The organism is Propioniciclava sp. MC1595, from assembly GCF_017569205.1.
In the GTDB taxonomy this organism is placed as follows: domain Bacteria; phylum Actinomycetota; class Actinomycetes; order Propionibacteriales; family Propionibacteriaceae; genus Propioniciclava.
In genome coordinates this window covers 2,427,380-2,439,655 of sequence record NZ_CP071870.1, presented here as the reverse complement: position 1 = coordinate 2,439,655, position 12,276 = coordinate 2,427,380, and the positions used below count along the sequence as shown (strand labels likewise).

General features: G+C 71.1%; 14 protein-coding genes. 4 read left to right on the top strand and 10 right to left on the bottom strand.

Annotated features, from left to right (window positions below; all coding sequences use genetic code 11):
• Positions 1–80: 80 nt before the first annotated feature.
• Positions 81–1,010, top strand: a complete 930-nt coding sequence (locus J4N02_RS11700; protein WP_188333085.1) for an EamA/RhaT family transporter — start codon at positions 81–83, stop codon at positions 1,008–1,010.
• Between the two features lie 3 nt (positions 1,011–1,013).
• Here J4N02_RS11700 and J4N02_RS11695 read toward each other — a convergent pair whose 3' ends face one another.
• From J4N02_RS11695 to J4N02_RS11660, 8 genes are all read right to left on the bottom strand, one after another.
• Positions 1,014–2,066 carry a glycosyltransferase family 2 protein gene (locus J4N02_RS11695; protein ID WP_208090955.1) on the bottom strand — a complete coding sequence of 351 codons (1,053 nt, stop codon included), beginning with the start codon at positions 2,064–2,066 and terminating at the stop codon, positions 1,014–1,016.
• Between the two features lie 119 nt (positions 2,067–2,185).
• Positions 2,186–2,962: a hypothetical protein gene (locus J4N02_RS11690; RefSeq protein WP_188333084.1), complete on the bottom strand. Its 777-nt coding sequence runs from the start codon at positions 2,960–2,962 to the stop codon at positions 2,186–2,188.
• 69 nt (positions 2,963–3,031) lie between these two features.
• Positions 3,032–4,822 (bottom strand): biotin carboxylase N-terminal domain-containing protein, encoded by a 1,791-nt coding sequence (locus tag J4N02_RS11685; RefSeq protein ID WP_182818805.1) that lies wholly within the window; start codon positions 4,820–4,822, stop codon positions 3,032–3,034.
• 100 nt (positions 4,823–4,922) lie between these two features.
• Positions 4,923–5,822, bottom strand: coding sequence for a decaprenyl-phosphate phosphoribosyltransferase (locus tag J4N02_RS11680; protein WP_182818803.1), 900 nt, complete (start codon positions 5,820–5,822; stop codon positions 4,923–4,925).
• Positions 5,823–5,834: 12 nt separating this feature from the next.
• Positions 5,835–6,443 carry a nucleoside triphosphate pyrophosphatase gene (locus J4N02_RS11675; RefSeq protein ID WP_188333161.1) on the bottom strand — a complete coding sequence of 203 codons (609 nt, stop codon included), beginning with the start codon at positions 6,441–6,443 and terminating at the stop codon, positions 5,835–5,837.
• Positions 6,440–7,177: a DUF937 domain-containing protein gene (locus J4N02_RS11670; protein ID WP_208090954.1), complete on the bottom strand. Its 738-nt coding sequence runs from the start codon at positions 7,175–7,177 to the stop codon at positions 6,440–6,442. Before J4N02_RS11670 ends, J4N02_RS11675 begins: the two co-directional genes overlap by 4 nt.
• A 74-nt stretch (positions 7,178–7,251) precedes the next feature.
• Positions 7,252–7,491, bottom strand: a complete 240-nt coding sequence (locus tag J4N02_RS11665; protein ID WP_188333083.1) for an acyl-CoA carboxylase subunit epsilon — start codon at positions 7,489–7,491, stop codon at positions 7,252–7,254.
• The gene (locus J4N02_RS11660) at positions 7,488–9,062 is read right to left on the bottom strand and encodes an acyl-CoA carboxylase subunit beta (protein WP_182818800.1); all 1,575 of its coding nucleotides are present in this window, start codon (positions 9,060–9,062) and stop codon (positions 7,488–7,490) included. Before J4N02_RS11660 ends, J4N02_RS11665 begins: the two co-directional genes overlap by 4 nt.
• 71 nt (positions 9,063–9,133) lie before the next feature.
• Here J4N02_RS11660 and J4N02_RS11655 point away from each other — a divergent pair, with 71 nt between their 5' ends.
• Both J4N02_RS11655 and J4N02_RS11650 read left to right on the top strand, forming a co-directional pair.
• A complete protein-coding gene (locus J4N02_RS11655) occupies positions 9,134–9,910 on the top strand; it encodes a biotin--[acetyl-CoA-carboxylase] ligase (RefSeq protein ID WP_243760794.1) in 777 nt (258 codons plus the stop codon).
• The gene (locus J4N02_RS11650; RefSeq protein WP_188333082.1) at positions 9,910–10,374 is read left to right on the top strand and encodes an OsmC family protein; all 465 of its coding nucleotides are present in this window, start codon (positions 9,910–9,912) and stop codon (positions 10,372–10,374) included. The genes J4N02_RS11655 and J4N02_RS11650 overlap by 1 nt, the downstream gene beginning before the upstream one ends.
• On the opposite strand, the gene J4N02_RS11645 is transcribed toward J4N02_RS11650, so the two are convergent.
• Positions 10,371–11,009 (bottom strand): alpha/beta fold hydrolase, encoded by a 639-nt coding sequence (locus tag J4N02_RS11645; RefSeq protein WP_188333081.1) that lies wholly within the window; start codon positions 11,007–11,009, stop codon positions 10,371–10,373. The genes J4N02_RS11650 and J4N02_RS11645 overlap by 4 nt on opposite strands.
• Before the next feature lie 37 nt (positions 11,010–11,046).
• Here J4N02_RS11645 and J4N02_RS11640 point away from each other — a divergent pair, with 37 nt between their 5' ends.
• On the top strand, positions 11,047–11,472 hold the full coding sequence (locus J4N02_RS11640; RefSeq protein ID WP_243760793.1) for a GtrA family protein: 426 nt from the start codon (positions 11,047–11,049) through the stop codon (positions 11,470–11,472).
• Positions 11,473–11,538: 66 nt separating this feature from the next.
• Here J4N02_RS11640 and J4N02_RS11635 read toward each other — a convergent pair whose 3' ends face one another.
• Entirely contained in the window at positions 11,539–12,252 is a 714-nt protein-coding gene (locus tag J4N02_RS11635) for a Type 1 glutamine amidotransferase-like domain-containing protein (RefSeq protein ID WP_188333079.1), read from the bottom strand.
• Between the last annotated feature and the right edge of the window lie 24 nt (positions 12,253–12,276).

Below are 12,276 nucleotides of genomic sequence, written 5' to 3'. Positions count from 1 at the left end.
GGATGATTTCCGGCGACTCAGGTAGGGCGTCCGGGACGCCGCGAGGAGTTGGGGCCGGGTTGCGGCTACCGTAGGTGAACGTGACGCAGAACATCCCCCTGGCCGTCGGCCTGGTGCTCATCAGCTCGTTCTGCTTCGCCCTGTCCGCACACCTGCAGCACCACGCCGTCGACACCCAGCTGTCCGGCAACGCGCAGAAGCAGCAGATGAGCTTCCGCACCTTCCTCACGGCCGTGCGCAAGCCGCGGTGGCTGCTCGGGCTGGTGCTGCTGGGGGTCTCGGCCGTCCTGCAGGTGACGGCGCTGTTCTTCGGCCCGCTGTCGGTCGTCCAGCCCCTCGGCCTGCTGGCCTTCCCGTGGTCGGTGCTGCTGGCCGCCCGCGCCACCCGCACGTGGGTGCCGCCGCGCACGCAGCTGGCCGTCGTGGTCACCGTCGCCTCCACGCTGGCCTTCACCCTCGTCACCGGCATCCACGCGGCCGCGGAGTCCGACCTCGTGATGCGCAAGGTGATCATCGGCGCGCTCATCGTGTACGCCGTCGCAGCCCTGTTCGCCACGCTCGGGGCCAAGGGGCCGTTCGCGTGGCGGTGCCTGTTCTGGTCCTCCGGCGGGGCGCTGTTCTACGGCCTCGAGGCGTCCATGGTGAAGTCGATCTGGGAGTACGTGAAGACCCAATCCTGGCCCTACTCGGCGGCCATCTTCGGCATCCTCGTCGCGCTCGTCGTGGGCGCCATCGCCGCCGGCTGGTACATGCAGCAGGGCTACGCGACCGGCCCGTCCGAGATCGTGGTCGGCTCGATGACCGTCACCAGTCCCGTCGTGGCCGTGGCCTTCGGCATCCTCGTCCTGGGCGAGGGGGTCGGCATCACGCCGGCCGCAGCCGCCCTGATGATCCTCCTGGGCGCCACCGCCATCGCGGGTGTGATCGGCCTGACGCGCTTCCACCCCACGTACGAACACCGTGCCCCCGAGGAGCTCGGGAGCACGGCGTCGGGTCAGGTCAGCCCGTAGGGATCAGTTGAAGCGGTAGAGCTTCTGCGCAGTGCGGTACAGCGCCACCGACACCTTGCGGCCCACGGCACCGGGCAGGTTCGCCCCCAGCACCAGCGGCAGCCGCAGGCCCAGCCGGGCCTTCAGGATCGGGTCGACCGCGTCGATGTGCTCCCACATCTCGCGGCGCATGCGCAGGCCCTTCTCGGTGCCCTCCAGCAGCGCGAACATGCTGGACGCCGTGACGATCAGGCCCAGGTACTGCTCCATGTAGCCGGCCAGGCGACGGTTGCCCGCACCCTCGGGGAGCTTGTGGGCCTCCACCATGATCCGCGTGACGCGCATCTGCTGGTCGAGGCGGGAGATCTGGACCTTCTCGTTGACCGACTGGTCCTCGCGGCCGATGAAGTACCGGTAGAGGTTCACCGGCAGGTAGAACAGCGTCTGGACGCTGGGCAGCGGCTGGTAGACGAAGATGTTGTCCACGTAGAACGTGTGCTCGGGCAGCTCGAGCCCGCAGTCGCGCAGCACCTGGGTGCGGTAGGTGGCGGCGTGCATGAGGATGTTCTGCCCGGGGCCGGAGAAGCCGACCTCGTTCCACGTGAACACGCGGTTCTGCGGCAGCATGCCCCGGTACTTGATGACCTTCTGGGTGCCCGAGATGGTGTGCTCGTAGACGTAGTTGGCCACGACCAGGTCGACCGGGGAGCCGGACGCGATGAAGTGGCGCAGCTTGCTCATCATGAGGTTGAGCGCGACGGGGTCGAGCCAGTCGTCGGAGTCGACCACCTTGAAGTACACGCCGGTGGCGGCCTTCAGGCCGGCCATGACGGCGCCGCCGTGGCCCTTGTTCTCCTGGTGGATGACCTTGATCGTCTCGGGGTGGCGCGCGGCCCACTCGTCGGCCTTCTCGGCGGTGTTGTCCTTCGTCGAGCCGTCGTTGACGATGATGATCTCGATGTTGCCCTTGCCACGCATGATCGAGTCGATGCAGTGGTCCATGTACTCGGCCGAGTTGTAACAGGGGATCACGAACGTGATCTCCTTCTGGCTCTCGTACGGATGCTCGGTGGTCACGCAGATCCCTCTTCGTGGTGTCGGTGGTGGTGGTTTCGCGGTACCCCGACAGGCTATCGGTTGGGCGCACCGGCTGCCTCCACCCCTCGGCGGGTCGGAACTACGCCCCAGGGCTGGGCTCAGTCGAACAGGTCGCCCAGGCCCTCGACGATCTCGCCGAGGTCACCCAGGCCCTCCAGACCCTCTAACCCGTCGCCCAGCTCGTCCAGCAGCTTGGGCAGGGCCACGAGCCCGCCGAGCACCACCGACCCCACCGCGACGCCCTTGATCAGGTCGGAGCCCTTCCAGTTGCTGAAGTAGCCCTGCGCCCACGGCGCGTACTCGCGGCCGGCCTCCCAGTACGGGACGCGGCGGGCGCCGACCTGCACGGTGCGGATGTAGGGGACGCCCCCGGCGAGCACGCGCTCGGCGTCGGCCGCGCAGGCCGGGACGGAGCGGGACGGCTGGCCCTGCTGGGCCCACTCGACGTTCTGGGTGGAGGGGCCGTGCGAGGGGTTGAAGAAGCACGGCGGGCGCTTGGCGGGCAGCGGCTGCCCGGCGACCCGCGCCTGCAGGCAGGCGACGGCGTAGCGGCCCTCCTCGAGGATCTCGGTGACGAACCGCACCTCGTCGGGGCGGGTGACCGCGGCCAGCGACTGCTTGGCGTGCTCGTAGGAGTCCAGCGCCCGCTCGTAGTCCTGGCGGGCCGCGGCGTCCAGCGTGCCGCCGGTGACGTCGACGGCCTGCAGTTCCTCGCCGAACCGCGTCACGTCCTCCTCGGCGGCGCGCAGGGAGGCGGCCAACGCCCCCTCCAGTTTGGTGGCCTGCTGCCGCTCGAGCTTCCGCCCGCCCCGCGCGACGGCCACCCAGATGCCGAGGGCGACGAGGACGAGCACCCCGACGATCACGTACTCCATGCCCCCAGCATGCCAGCGGCCCCCGAGGTGAAGCCTCGGGGGCCGCTGGGTGTCAGCTGTGCGTCGTTGTCACTCCGCGTCGACGATCTCGCAGAGCGTGTCGCCGGAGGCGACCGTCTGGCCCGCCTCGACGCTCAGGCCCTTGACGACGCCCGCGCGGTGCGCGTTGAGCGGCTGCTCCATCTTCATGGCCTCCAGCACCACGACGAGGTCGCCCTCGGCCACGGTGTCACCCTCGGAGACGGCCACCTTGACGATGGTGCCCTGCATCGGCGAGGCCACCGCGTTGCTCGACGGGGCGGACGCCTTGGCGCCACCGCGGTCGCGGCGGGTCGGCTTCTTGGCCTTGCCGGAGGCGGCCGGGGCGGCGGTGCCCAGGGAGGCGGGCAGCTTGACCTCGACGCGACGGCCGTTGACCTCGACGACGACGCTGGTCTTCTCGACCTCCTCGCCCTCACCGAGCGGGCCGGTGTAGGCGGGGATCTGGTTGTCGAACTCGGTCTCGATCCAGCGGGTGTGGACGCCGAACTTGCCGTCGGCCGCCGTGTACGCCGGGTCGTTGAGCACGACCTGGTGGAACGGGATGACGGTCGGCATGCCCTCGAGCACCGTCTCGGACAGGGCGCGGCGGGAGCGGGCGATGGCCTGCTCGCGGTCGGCACCGGTCACGATGATCTTGGCGACCAGGGAGTCGAACGAGCCCGGGACCGACATGCCGGCGTTGTAGCCGTGGTCGACGCGGACGCCGGGGCCGGACGGGGCCTGCCACGCGGTCAGCGTGCCGGGGGCCGGCATGAAGTTGCGGCCGGCGTCCTCGGCGTTGATGCGGAACTCGATCGAGTGGCCGCGGACCTCGGGGTCGCCGTAGCCCAGCTCCTCGCCGTCGGCGATGCGGAACATCTCGCGGACCAGGTCGATGCCGGTGACCTCCTCGGAGACCGGGTGCTCGACCTGCAGGCGGGTGTTGACCTCGAGGAACGAGATGCGGCCGTCCTGGGCGACCAGGAACTCACAGGTGCCGGCGCCGATGTAGCCGGCCTCCTTGAGGATGGCCTTGGAGGACGTGTACAGGCGGTCGATCTGCTCGTCGGTCAGGAACGGCGCGGGGGCCTCCTCGACCAGCTTCTGGTGGCGGCGCTGCAGCGAGCAGTCACGCGTGGAGACGACCACGACGTTGCCGTGGGAGTCGGCCAGGCACTGGGTCTCGACGTGGCGGGGCTTGTCGAGGTACTGCTCGACGAAGCACTCGCCGCGACCGAACGCGGTGACGGCCTCACGGGTGGCGGACTCGAACAGCTCGGCGACCTCGTCGAGCTCGCGGGCGACCTTCAGGCCGCGACCGCCACCGCCGTAGGCGGCCTTGATCGCGATCGGCAGGCCGAACTCCTTGGCGAACGCGACGACCTCGTCGGCGTCCTTGACCGGGTCGGGGGTGCCCTGCACCAGCGGGGCGCCCACCTTCTGCGCGATGTGGCGGGCCTTGACCTTGTCACCCAGCGCGTCGATCGCGGCCGGCGGGGGGCCGATCCAGATCAGGCCGGCGTCGAGGACCGCCTGCGCGAAGTCGGCGTTCTCGGCGAGGAAGCCGTAGCCCGGGTGGATCGCGTTGGCGCCGGTGCGCTCGGCGATGGCCAGGATCTTGGCGACGTCGAGGTACGTCTCGGCCGGGGTCATGCCGTTCAGGGCGAAGGCCTCGTCGGCCAGCTTCACGAACAGCGAGTCTGCGTCAGGGTCTGCGTAGACGGCCACGCTCGGCAGCCCGGCGTCGCGGGCCGCGCGGATGACGCGGACGGCGATCTCACCGCGGTTGGCGACGAGAACCTTGGTGATAGGCACATTTCCTCCTTGAAAGTCCTTCATGGCGCGAAAGCCGTGTCCGTTCGGGAGTCTAGGACCAAAGCAGTGCCCCTTTGTAATCGACAGGTCCCATCCCCGTGGGGACCCCGGCGTGGGGCGTCCGTCAGCCCAGCAGGCCGAGCACGACCGGGACCGCCCAGAGGACGCCGAGGCCTTGCAGGACGTGGTCGGTCAGGACGACGTCCTCGGGTTCACCGGCCGCGCCGGTGTCGATCGTGTAGGCGTAGCGCAGCAGCGCGAGCGTGAACGGGGCGATCGAGACGGCGTGCCAGGGCACCCCCGCCAGCATGGAGTCGCCCGACTGCTCGAACGCCCACAGGCTGTAGGACATGATCACGGCGGTGCACGCCATGGTCCACACGAAGCGCAGGTAGGTGTCGGTGTAGCGGGCCAGGGAGGCGCGGGTGCCGGCCTCGGGGCCGAGCTCGCGGATCTCGGAGTAGCGCTTGCCGGCCACCATGAACAGCGACCCGAACGCCGCCACGAGCAGGAACCACTGGGACAGCGCGATGTCGGACGCCACGCCGCCGGCGACCGCGCGCAGCAGGAATCCGGACGCCACCACGGCCAGGTCGATGATGGGCTGGTTCTTCAGGAACAGGGAATAGCCGACCTGGAGGACCCAGTAGGTGGCCAGCGTGGCCGCCAGCTGCGGGGCGATCGCGGCGCCCAGCGCCAGGCTGGCGACGACCGTGATCGCGGCCAGCACCAGCGCGGTGCGCGCGGTGAGCTCGCCGGCGGCGATGGGCCGGAACCGCTTCTTCGGGTGCAGGCGGTCGGCCTCGACGTCGCGGACGTCGTTGATGAGGTAGATGGACGCGCTGACCAGGCAGAAGGCGACGAACGCCCCGAGCGTGTTGAGCGCGACCGCCGGTTGGAACAGGGAGCCCGCGGCGGCGGGGGCGGCCACGACGAGGACGTTCTTGACCCACTGGCGCGGGCGCATGGCCCGCACGGCGGCGGGCAGGGCGCTGTGTGGGGGAGCGGGCGTGATCTCGGTCATGGCCCGATCAGGTTACCGGCGCCAGAGGGTGGGCCACGCGACGCCGGCGTCGGCGAGCATGCGGCGCAGCAGGGGGAGGCTGATGCCGACGACGTTGTGGGGGTCGCCCTCGAGGCGTTCGACGAAGGGGCCGCCGTAGCCGTCGATGGTGAAGGCGCCGGCGCAGTGGTGGGGCTCGCCGGTGGCGAGGTAGGCCTCGACCTCGTCGTCGGTGACGTCGGCGAAGGTCACGCGGGTGGTGGCGGCGCGGGTGTCGCGGTGGACGGTGCCGTCGCGGACGACGGCGAGGTGGTGGCCGGTGACGAGCTCGCCCGTGCGGCCGCGCATGAGGCGCCAGCGCTCGCGCACCGCCTCGTCGGTGTACGGCTTGCCGTGGATGCCCCCGCCCAGGGCCAGGACCGAGTCGCAGCCCACGAGGGCGAGGTCGCCGCCGGTGCCGACCTCGGCGAGGACGGCCTCGGCCTTCAGCCGGGCCAGGGCGCAGGCGAGAGCTTCGGGGTCACGTTCGTCGACCACGGACTCGTCGACGCCGGAGACGTGCACGATCGGGTCGACGCCGGCGGCCTGCAGGGTGTGCAGGCGCGCCGGCGACGCCGATGCGAGGACCAGCCGCAAGGTCAGCGACGGCCGATGAGGATCTCCTTGAGGAGGCCCCCCAGGAGGTCGCCCGCGCCGCCGCCCATGGGCGACTGCGGCTGGGACTGGCGCGGGGCCGAGGTGCCCGGGTCGATGCGGAGGCCGCCGTCGGAGGTCGGGGCCTGGAAGCCGCCGGTGCCGCCCGAGGAGGGGGCCTGGGTGGGCTGCTGGGGCGCGCCGCCGCCGAGCAGGTCACCGAGGATGTCGCCCAGGCCGCCGCCGGCGGAGCCGGACTGCTGCTGGGGGGCGCCACCGCCGAGCAGGTCGCCCAGGATGTCACCCAGACCACCGCCCTGCGAAGGGGCCTGCGCGCGACCGCCGCCGCCCATCTTCTCCTGCAGCTTGCTGGCGAGGTAGCCCATCACGAGCGGGGCGAGGAGGGGGAGCAGTCGGCGCAGGAGGTTGCCCCCCATGCCGGAGCCGAGGGACTGGATCTGGGTGGGGGAGAAGACGTGGCTGACGATCTTCTCGCCGTCGGCGGCGTCGACCGCGTTGATGTCGATGCTGTCACCGAAGGCGGAGCCCTCGAGGTGGTCGTTGAGCGCGGCGCGGCTGAGGCCGACGGCGCTGGCGGCATCGGTGGCGTTGTCGTCCATCGCCCCGACGAGCTGGGCGAGGGCCTGGTCGACCGCTTCGTTGGCGGTCTGCTCGTCGGTGCCCAGGTACTGGGCGATCTGGGACAGGTCGAGGCTCGACTTGATGTCGTCTACGGCGGCCATCGTTGGCACTCCTTCGCTTGGTGGCGGACGCGTCGAGCCTAACGGCCGCCACCAAGCGGGAGGAAGGGGAGGGGTCAGCGGCGCGCCGTGCTCCGCCACGCGCCGTGGCCCTGCAGCACTGCGTGCCGCACGAGGTGCCAGTGCGAACGCCAGCCACCCGCGATCGCCGAGTTCACCGGCGCGTGCGGGCGACCGCGTCCCCGCCGGACGACGGTGAGCAGGGCGGTCAGCGCCGCCAGCTCCTCGTCCGACGGGTTCCCGGACACCACCTGGAACAGCGGGCCCTGATCCTCGGGCGAGATCTGCTCGGTCACAGCGGGATGTTCCCGTGCTTCTTGGGCGGCAGGGTCTCGCGCTTGGTGCGGAGCAGGCGCATGACCCGGATGATCGTCTCGCGCGTGGAGTGCGGGTAGATGACCTGGTCGATGTAGCCACGCTCGGCGGCGACGTACGGGTTGGCCAGCTCGTCGTTGTACTCCTGGATGAGCTCCTTGCGGCGCTCGACCGGGTCGGTGGCCTCGGCGAGTTCCTTCTTGTACAGGATCTCGACCGCACCCTCGGCGCCCATGACGGCGATCTGGGCGGTCGGCCACGCGAGGTTCACGTCGGCACCCAGGTGCTTCGACCCCATGACGTCGTACGCGCCACCGTAGGCCTTGCGGGTGATGATCGTGACCAGCGGGACCGTGGCCTCGGCGTAGGCGTAGATGAGCTTCGCGCCACGGCGGATGATGCCGTTGTGCTCCTGCTCGACGCCCGGCAGGAAGCCGGGGACGTCCACGAACGTCAGCACGGGGATGTTGAAGCAGTCACACGTGCGGACGAAGCGGGCGGCCTTCTCGGAGGCGTTGATGTCGAGGCAGCCGGCGAAGACCATGGGCTGGTTCGCCACGATGCCCACGACGCGACCCTCGATGCGGCCGAAGCCCACGACGATGTTGCCGGCGTACAGCTCCTGGACCTCGAGGAACTCGTCGTCGTCGAGGACCGTCTTGATGACCGTGCGGATGTCGTACGGCTGGTTCGGGCTGTCGGGGATCAGGACGTCGAGCTCGCGGTCGTGGTCGGTGATCGTGAGGTCGACCTCGGCCTCGTCGTAGACCGGCGGGTCCTCGAGGTTGTTCTGCGGCAGGTAGCTCAGCAGCTCGCGGGCGTACTCGATCGCGTCGTTGTCGTCGGCGGCCAGGTAGTGGGCGTTGCCCGACTTGGCGTTGTGCGTGCGACCGCCGCCCAGCTCCTCCAGCGTCACGTCCTCACCCGTGACCGTCTTGATGACGGCGGGGCCGGTGATGAACATCTGCGAGGTCTGGTCGACCATGATCGTGAAGTCGGTCAGGGCCGGGGAGTACACGTGGCCACCGGCCGCGGCGCCCATGATCAGGGAGATCTGCGGGATCACGCCGGAGGCCAGCGTGTTCCGGCGGAAGATCTCGCCGTAGAGGCCGAGGGAGACCACGCCCTCCTGGATGCGGGCGCCACCACCCTCGTTGATGCCGATCAGCGGGCAGCCGGTCTTGATCGCGAAGTCGATGATCTTGACGATCTTCTCGCCGTAGACCTGGCCGAGCGCGCCGCCGAAGAGGGCGACGTCCTGGCTGAAGACGCAGACGGGACGGCCGTGGATGGCGCCGACGCCGGTGATGACGCCGTCGGTGTAGGGACGCTTGGCCTGCATGCCGAACGCCGTTGAGCGGTGGCGGGCGAACTCGTCGAACTCCGCGAAGGTGCCCTCGTCCAGGAGCGCGGCGATGCGCTCGCGGGCCGTGAGCTTGCCCTTGGCGTGCTGCTTTTCAACGGCAGCCGGGGAGGCGGCGTTCTCAGCGGCGAGAATGCGTTCCCCGAGATCGGCGATCTTCCCCTTCGTCGTGTGGATGTCGATCTCCATGCGCTGACCATAATGCCTATCGACCCCCAGCCCCCAAGCCCACCTGCCCGTCGGTGGCTACGCTGGCGGCCGTGAGCGGATTCATCGAGGCGGACGCCCTGGCCGTCGCCGTCGCCGGAGGGCTGTGGCAGCACGTCGACGTCGTCGCGAGCACCGGCTCCACCAACGCCGACCTGGCCCGGCAGTCCCGCGAGGGCGCCCCCGCGGGCCGCGTGCTGGTCTCCGGGCACCAGAGCGCCGGGCGTGGCCGGCTGGCCCGCCGCTGGGAGGCGCCGCCCGACACCTCGGTCGCGTGCTCCGTGCTTGTCGCGCCCCGGCGTCCGATGCCGGAATGGGGCTGGCTGCCGCTGCTGGTGGGCATGGCCGTGGCCGACGGCGTCCGGGCCGCCACGGGGCTGGACGCCCGCCTCAAGTGGCCCAACGACGTCCTGGTGAACGAGCGCAAGCTGTGCGGCATCCTCTGCGAGTCGGTCGGCGACCTCGACCACCCCCGTGCGGTCCTCGGCTTCGGCCTGAACGTCGCGCTGCGCGCCGACCAGCTGCCCGTCCCCACCGCGACCTCCACCCGGCTCGAGGGGTCGGACGCCGGGGCCACCACGATCGTCGCCGCGGTCCTGCGCTCCCTCGAGACGTGGTTCTCCGCCTGGGACGCCGGGCAGGACGTCGTGGACGCCTACCGCCGCCGCTGCGACACCATCGGCCGCGAGGTCGTCGTGCGGGTGGCCGGCGGCGAGCCCGTCCGGGGCCGGGCCGTCGGGGTGGACGCCGGCGGCGGCATCGTCGTCGACGACGGCACCACCGTGCGCACCTTCGTGGCCGGCGACGTCGAGCACCTGCGCCCGGCCTGATGGCGACCCACACCTACACCCTCGACGTCGCCTGGACCGGCGACCGCGGCGAGGGCACGTCCGGGTTCCGCACCTACGGCCGGGACGTGCTGGCCCGCAGCGCGGGGCGTCCGGACCTGCTGTTGTCGGCCGACAAGCCCTTCCGCGGCGACCCGGCCCGCTGGAACCCTGAGGTGCTGCTCCTCGCGGCGGTGAGCGAGTGCCACCTGCTGTCGTTCCTGCACGTGGCGGTGACCCACGGCGTGGTGGTGACCGGCTACACCGACACCCCGCAGGGCTGGCTGGAGCAGGAGGGCATCGGCGGCCGGTTCACCCGCGTGCTGCTCCGCCCGCGCGTGACGTTGGCCGACCCGGGGCAGGCGCATCTGCTGCCCCAACTGCACGCCGAGGCGGGCGCGGCCTGCTTCATCGCGGCGTCGGTGAACTTCCCGGTCGAGGTCGAACCTGCGGGCGACCAGGCCTAGGCCTCGTCGGCCAGGAACGGCCAGACGAGGGCGTTGAAGGCGGCCGGGTCCTCGACGTTGGGCTGGTGGCCGACGCCGGGGATGACCTCCAGCCGCGCGCCGGGGATGCCGGCGGCGAGGTCGCGGGCGGCGGTCAGGTTGGCCTTGTCGTCGGCGCCCACGACCACCAGCGTGCGGGCGGTGACCTGCCCCAGGCGCGAGCGGTAGTCGATCGTGGCGGCCTGGTCGAGGGCCTGCAGGAACCGCCTCTTCTCCACTCCCATGGACGCCAGCCGCTTGGCCGGCACCATCGAGAACACCAGCCGCTGCATGCGCATCACCGACTTCGGCGGGTTCACCTGCCCGGCGGCCAGCACGAGGTGGGAGACGGTCTCGGGTGACCGGATGGCGGCGTCGAGGGCCACCATCGCGCCCAGTGAGACGCCGACGAGTGACATCTGCTCGACCCCGTGCTGGTTCAGCAGGGCGAGCACGTCGTCGGCGGCGCCCTCGACGCTGAACTCCTGGGCCCGGCCGGGGCGCAGCCCGCGCAGCCAGGGCGCCACGGCCTTGAAGCCGGCGGGCATCGCGGTGACCTGGTCCTGCCAGGACTGGGGCGTCTGGCCGAGGCCGTGGAGCAGGGCGAGGAGGCGCATGGGGCCAATCTAGTGCGGGCGTGGGACGATGGCGGGCGTGACGATCCCGCCCGAGCCGCTCGGCTCCGACGCCCGGTTGCCGCTGGGCACGCAGCTGTTCCGGTTCGTCGCGACCGGCGGGGTCTCGGCCGTGGTCGACCTCGGCCTGCTGATGGTCGGCATGGCCATCGGCCTGGGCCCGACCCCGGCCAAGGCGATCTCGTGGGTGTTCGGGACGCTCACGGCCTACGCGATCAACTCGCGCTGGACGTTCCAGTCCGGCGGCAGCCGCGGCAAACTCGCCGCGGTCGCGACGCTCTACCTGCTGACGTTCGCGCTGCAGGTGGGCACGTTCGCGGCCCTGTTCCACCCGCTGGAGGCCGCGTGGGGCACCACGGTGGCCCAGGTCGTCGGCTTCGTCGTCGCCCAGGGGCTGGCCACGGCGGTCAACTTCGTCGTGCAGCGGGTCTGGATCTTCTCCTGAACAACCGTGCGGCGCCCCGTACCCACCACGGGTACGGGGCGCCGCACGGAGAGCTGGGTCAGGAGCTCAGACGAGCTGCACCGACTGCTGTTCCACCAGGACGCCGGACGCGGTCGGCATCGTGGAAGGCTGCACCGAGAACACGCGCTGGCCGGGGGCCTCGGCGAGGCAACCCACGAGCTTGCCGTCGGCGAAGTGCACCGCGGCGCCGTCGTCGGCGGCGAAGCCACCGGGCAGGTCGCCGGACGCCACGGCGTCGGTGTAGACCTGCACGCGGCCGTCCTCGTCGCCGAAGTGGCTGCAGAAGCTGCCCTCGAGCAGGCCGAGGCCGCCGCGCCACGCGCGGAAGTCACCGAACGAGTCGGTGACGCAGCCCTCGAACCAGATGTTGCCGCCGGCGCTGGTGCCGGCCAGGACCACGTCGCCGGCCTCGTAGCGCTTCTTGATGGCCTTGTGGACGCCGTGGGCCTTCCACAGCGCGTACATGTTCACCGTGGCGCCGTTGCCGACCAGGATCAGGTCGGCCTCCTGGATGCGCGCGACCGCGTTGGCGGCGTCCTGCCACAGCGTCATCACCATGGGGCGGATGCCCAGCGTGCCGTAGGCCACCAGGAACTTGTTGATGTAATGGGGGTCGTCGGCGGCTGCGGTCGGGATGAAGCAGACCAGGGGCGCCGACTTCCCGGTCAGTTCGACGAGGTAACGGTCGAGGGCTGTGGGGGCTCCGAGCTGCGACGTTGCGAACCCGCCACCACCCATCGCGACGATGTGAGCGGTCATGTCGCCATCTTGGCACCGACCCAC

Excerpts from the sequence above, each read along its gene's own strand:
- J4N02_RS11680 (WP_182818803.1), bottom strand. The coding sequence starts at position 5,822 with ATGACCGAGATCACGCCCGCTCCCCCACACAGCGCCCTGCCCGCCGCC.
- J4N02_RS11670 (WP_208090954.1), bottom strand. The coding sequence starts at position 7,177 with ATGGCCGCCGTAGACGACATCAAGTCGAGCCTCGACCTGTCCCAGATC.
- J4N02_RS11635 (WP_188333079.1), bottom strand. The coding sequence starts at position 12,252 with ATGACCGCTCACATCGTCGCGATGGGTGGTGGCGGGTTCGCAACGTCG.
- J4N02_RS11685 (WP_182818805.1), bottom strand. The coding sequence starts at position 4,822 with ATGAAGGACTTTCAAGGAGGAAATGTGCCTATCACCAAGGTTCTCGTC.
- J4N02_RS11650 (WP_188333082.1), top strand. The coding sequence starts at position 9,910 with ATGGCGACCCACACCTACACCCTCGACGTCGCCTGGACCGGCGACCGC.
- J4N02_RS11645 (WP_188333081.1), bottom strand. The coding sequence starts at position 11,009 with ATGCGCCTCCTCGCCCTGCTCCACGGCCTCGGCCAGACGCCCCAGTCC.
- J4N02_RS11690 (WP_188333084.1), bottom strand. The coding sequence starts at position 2,962 with ATGGAGTACGTGATCGTCGGGGTGCTCGTCCTCGTCGCCCTCGGCATC.
- J4N02_RS11660 (WP_182818800.1), bottom strand. The coding sequence starts at position 9,062 with ATGGAGATCGACATCCACACGACGAAGGGGAAGATCGCCGATCTCGGG.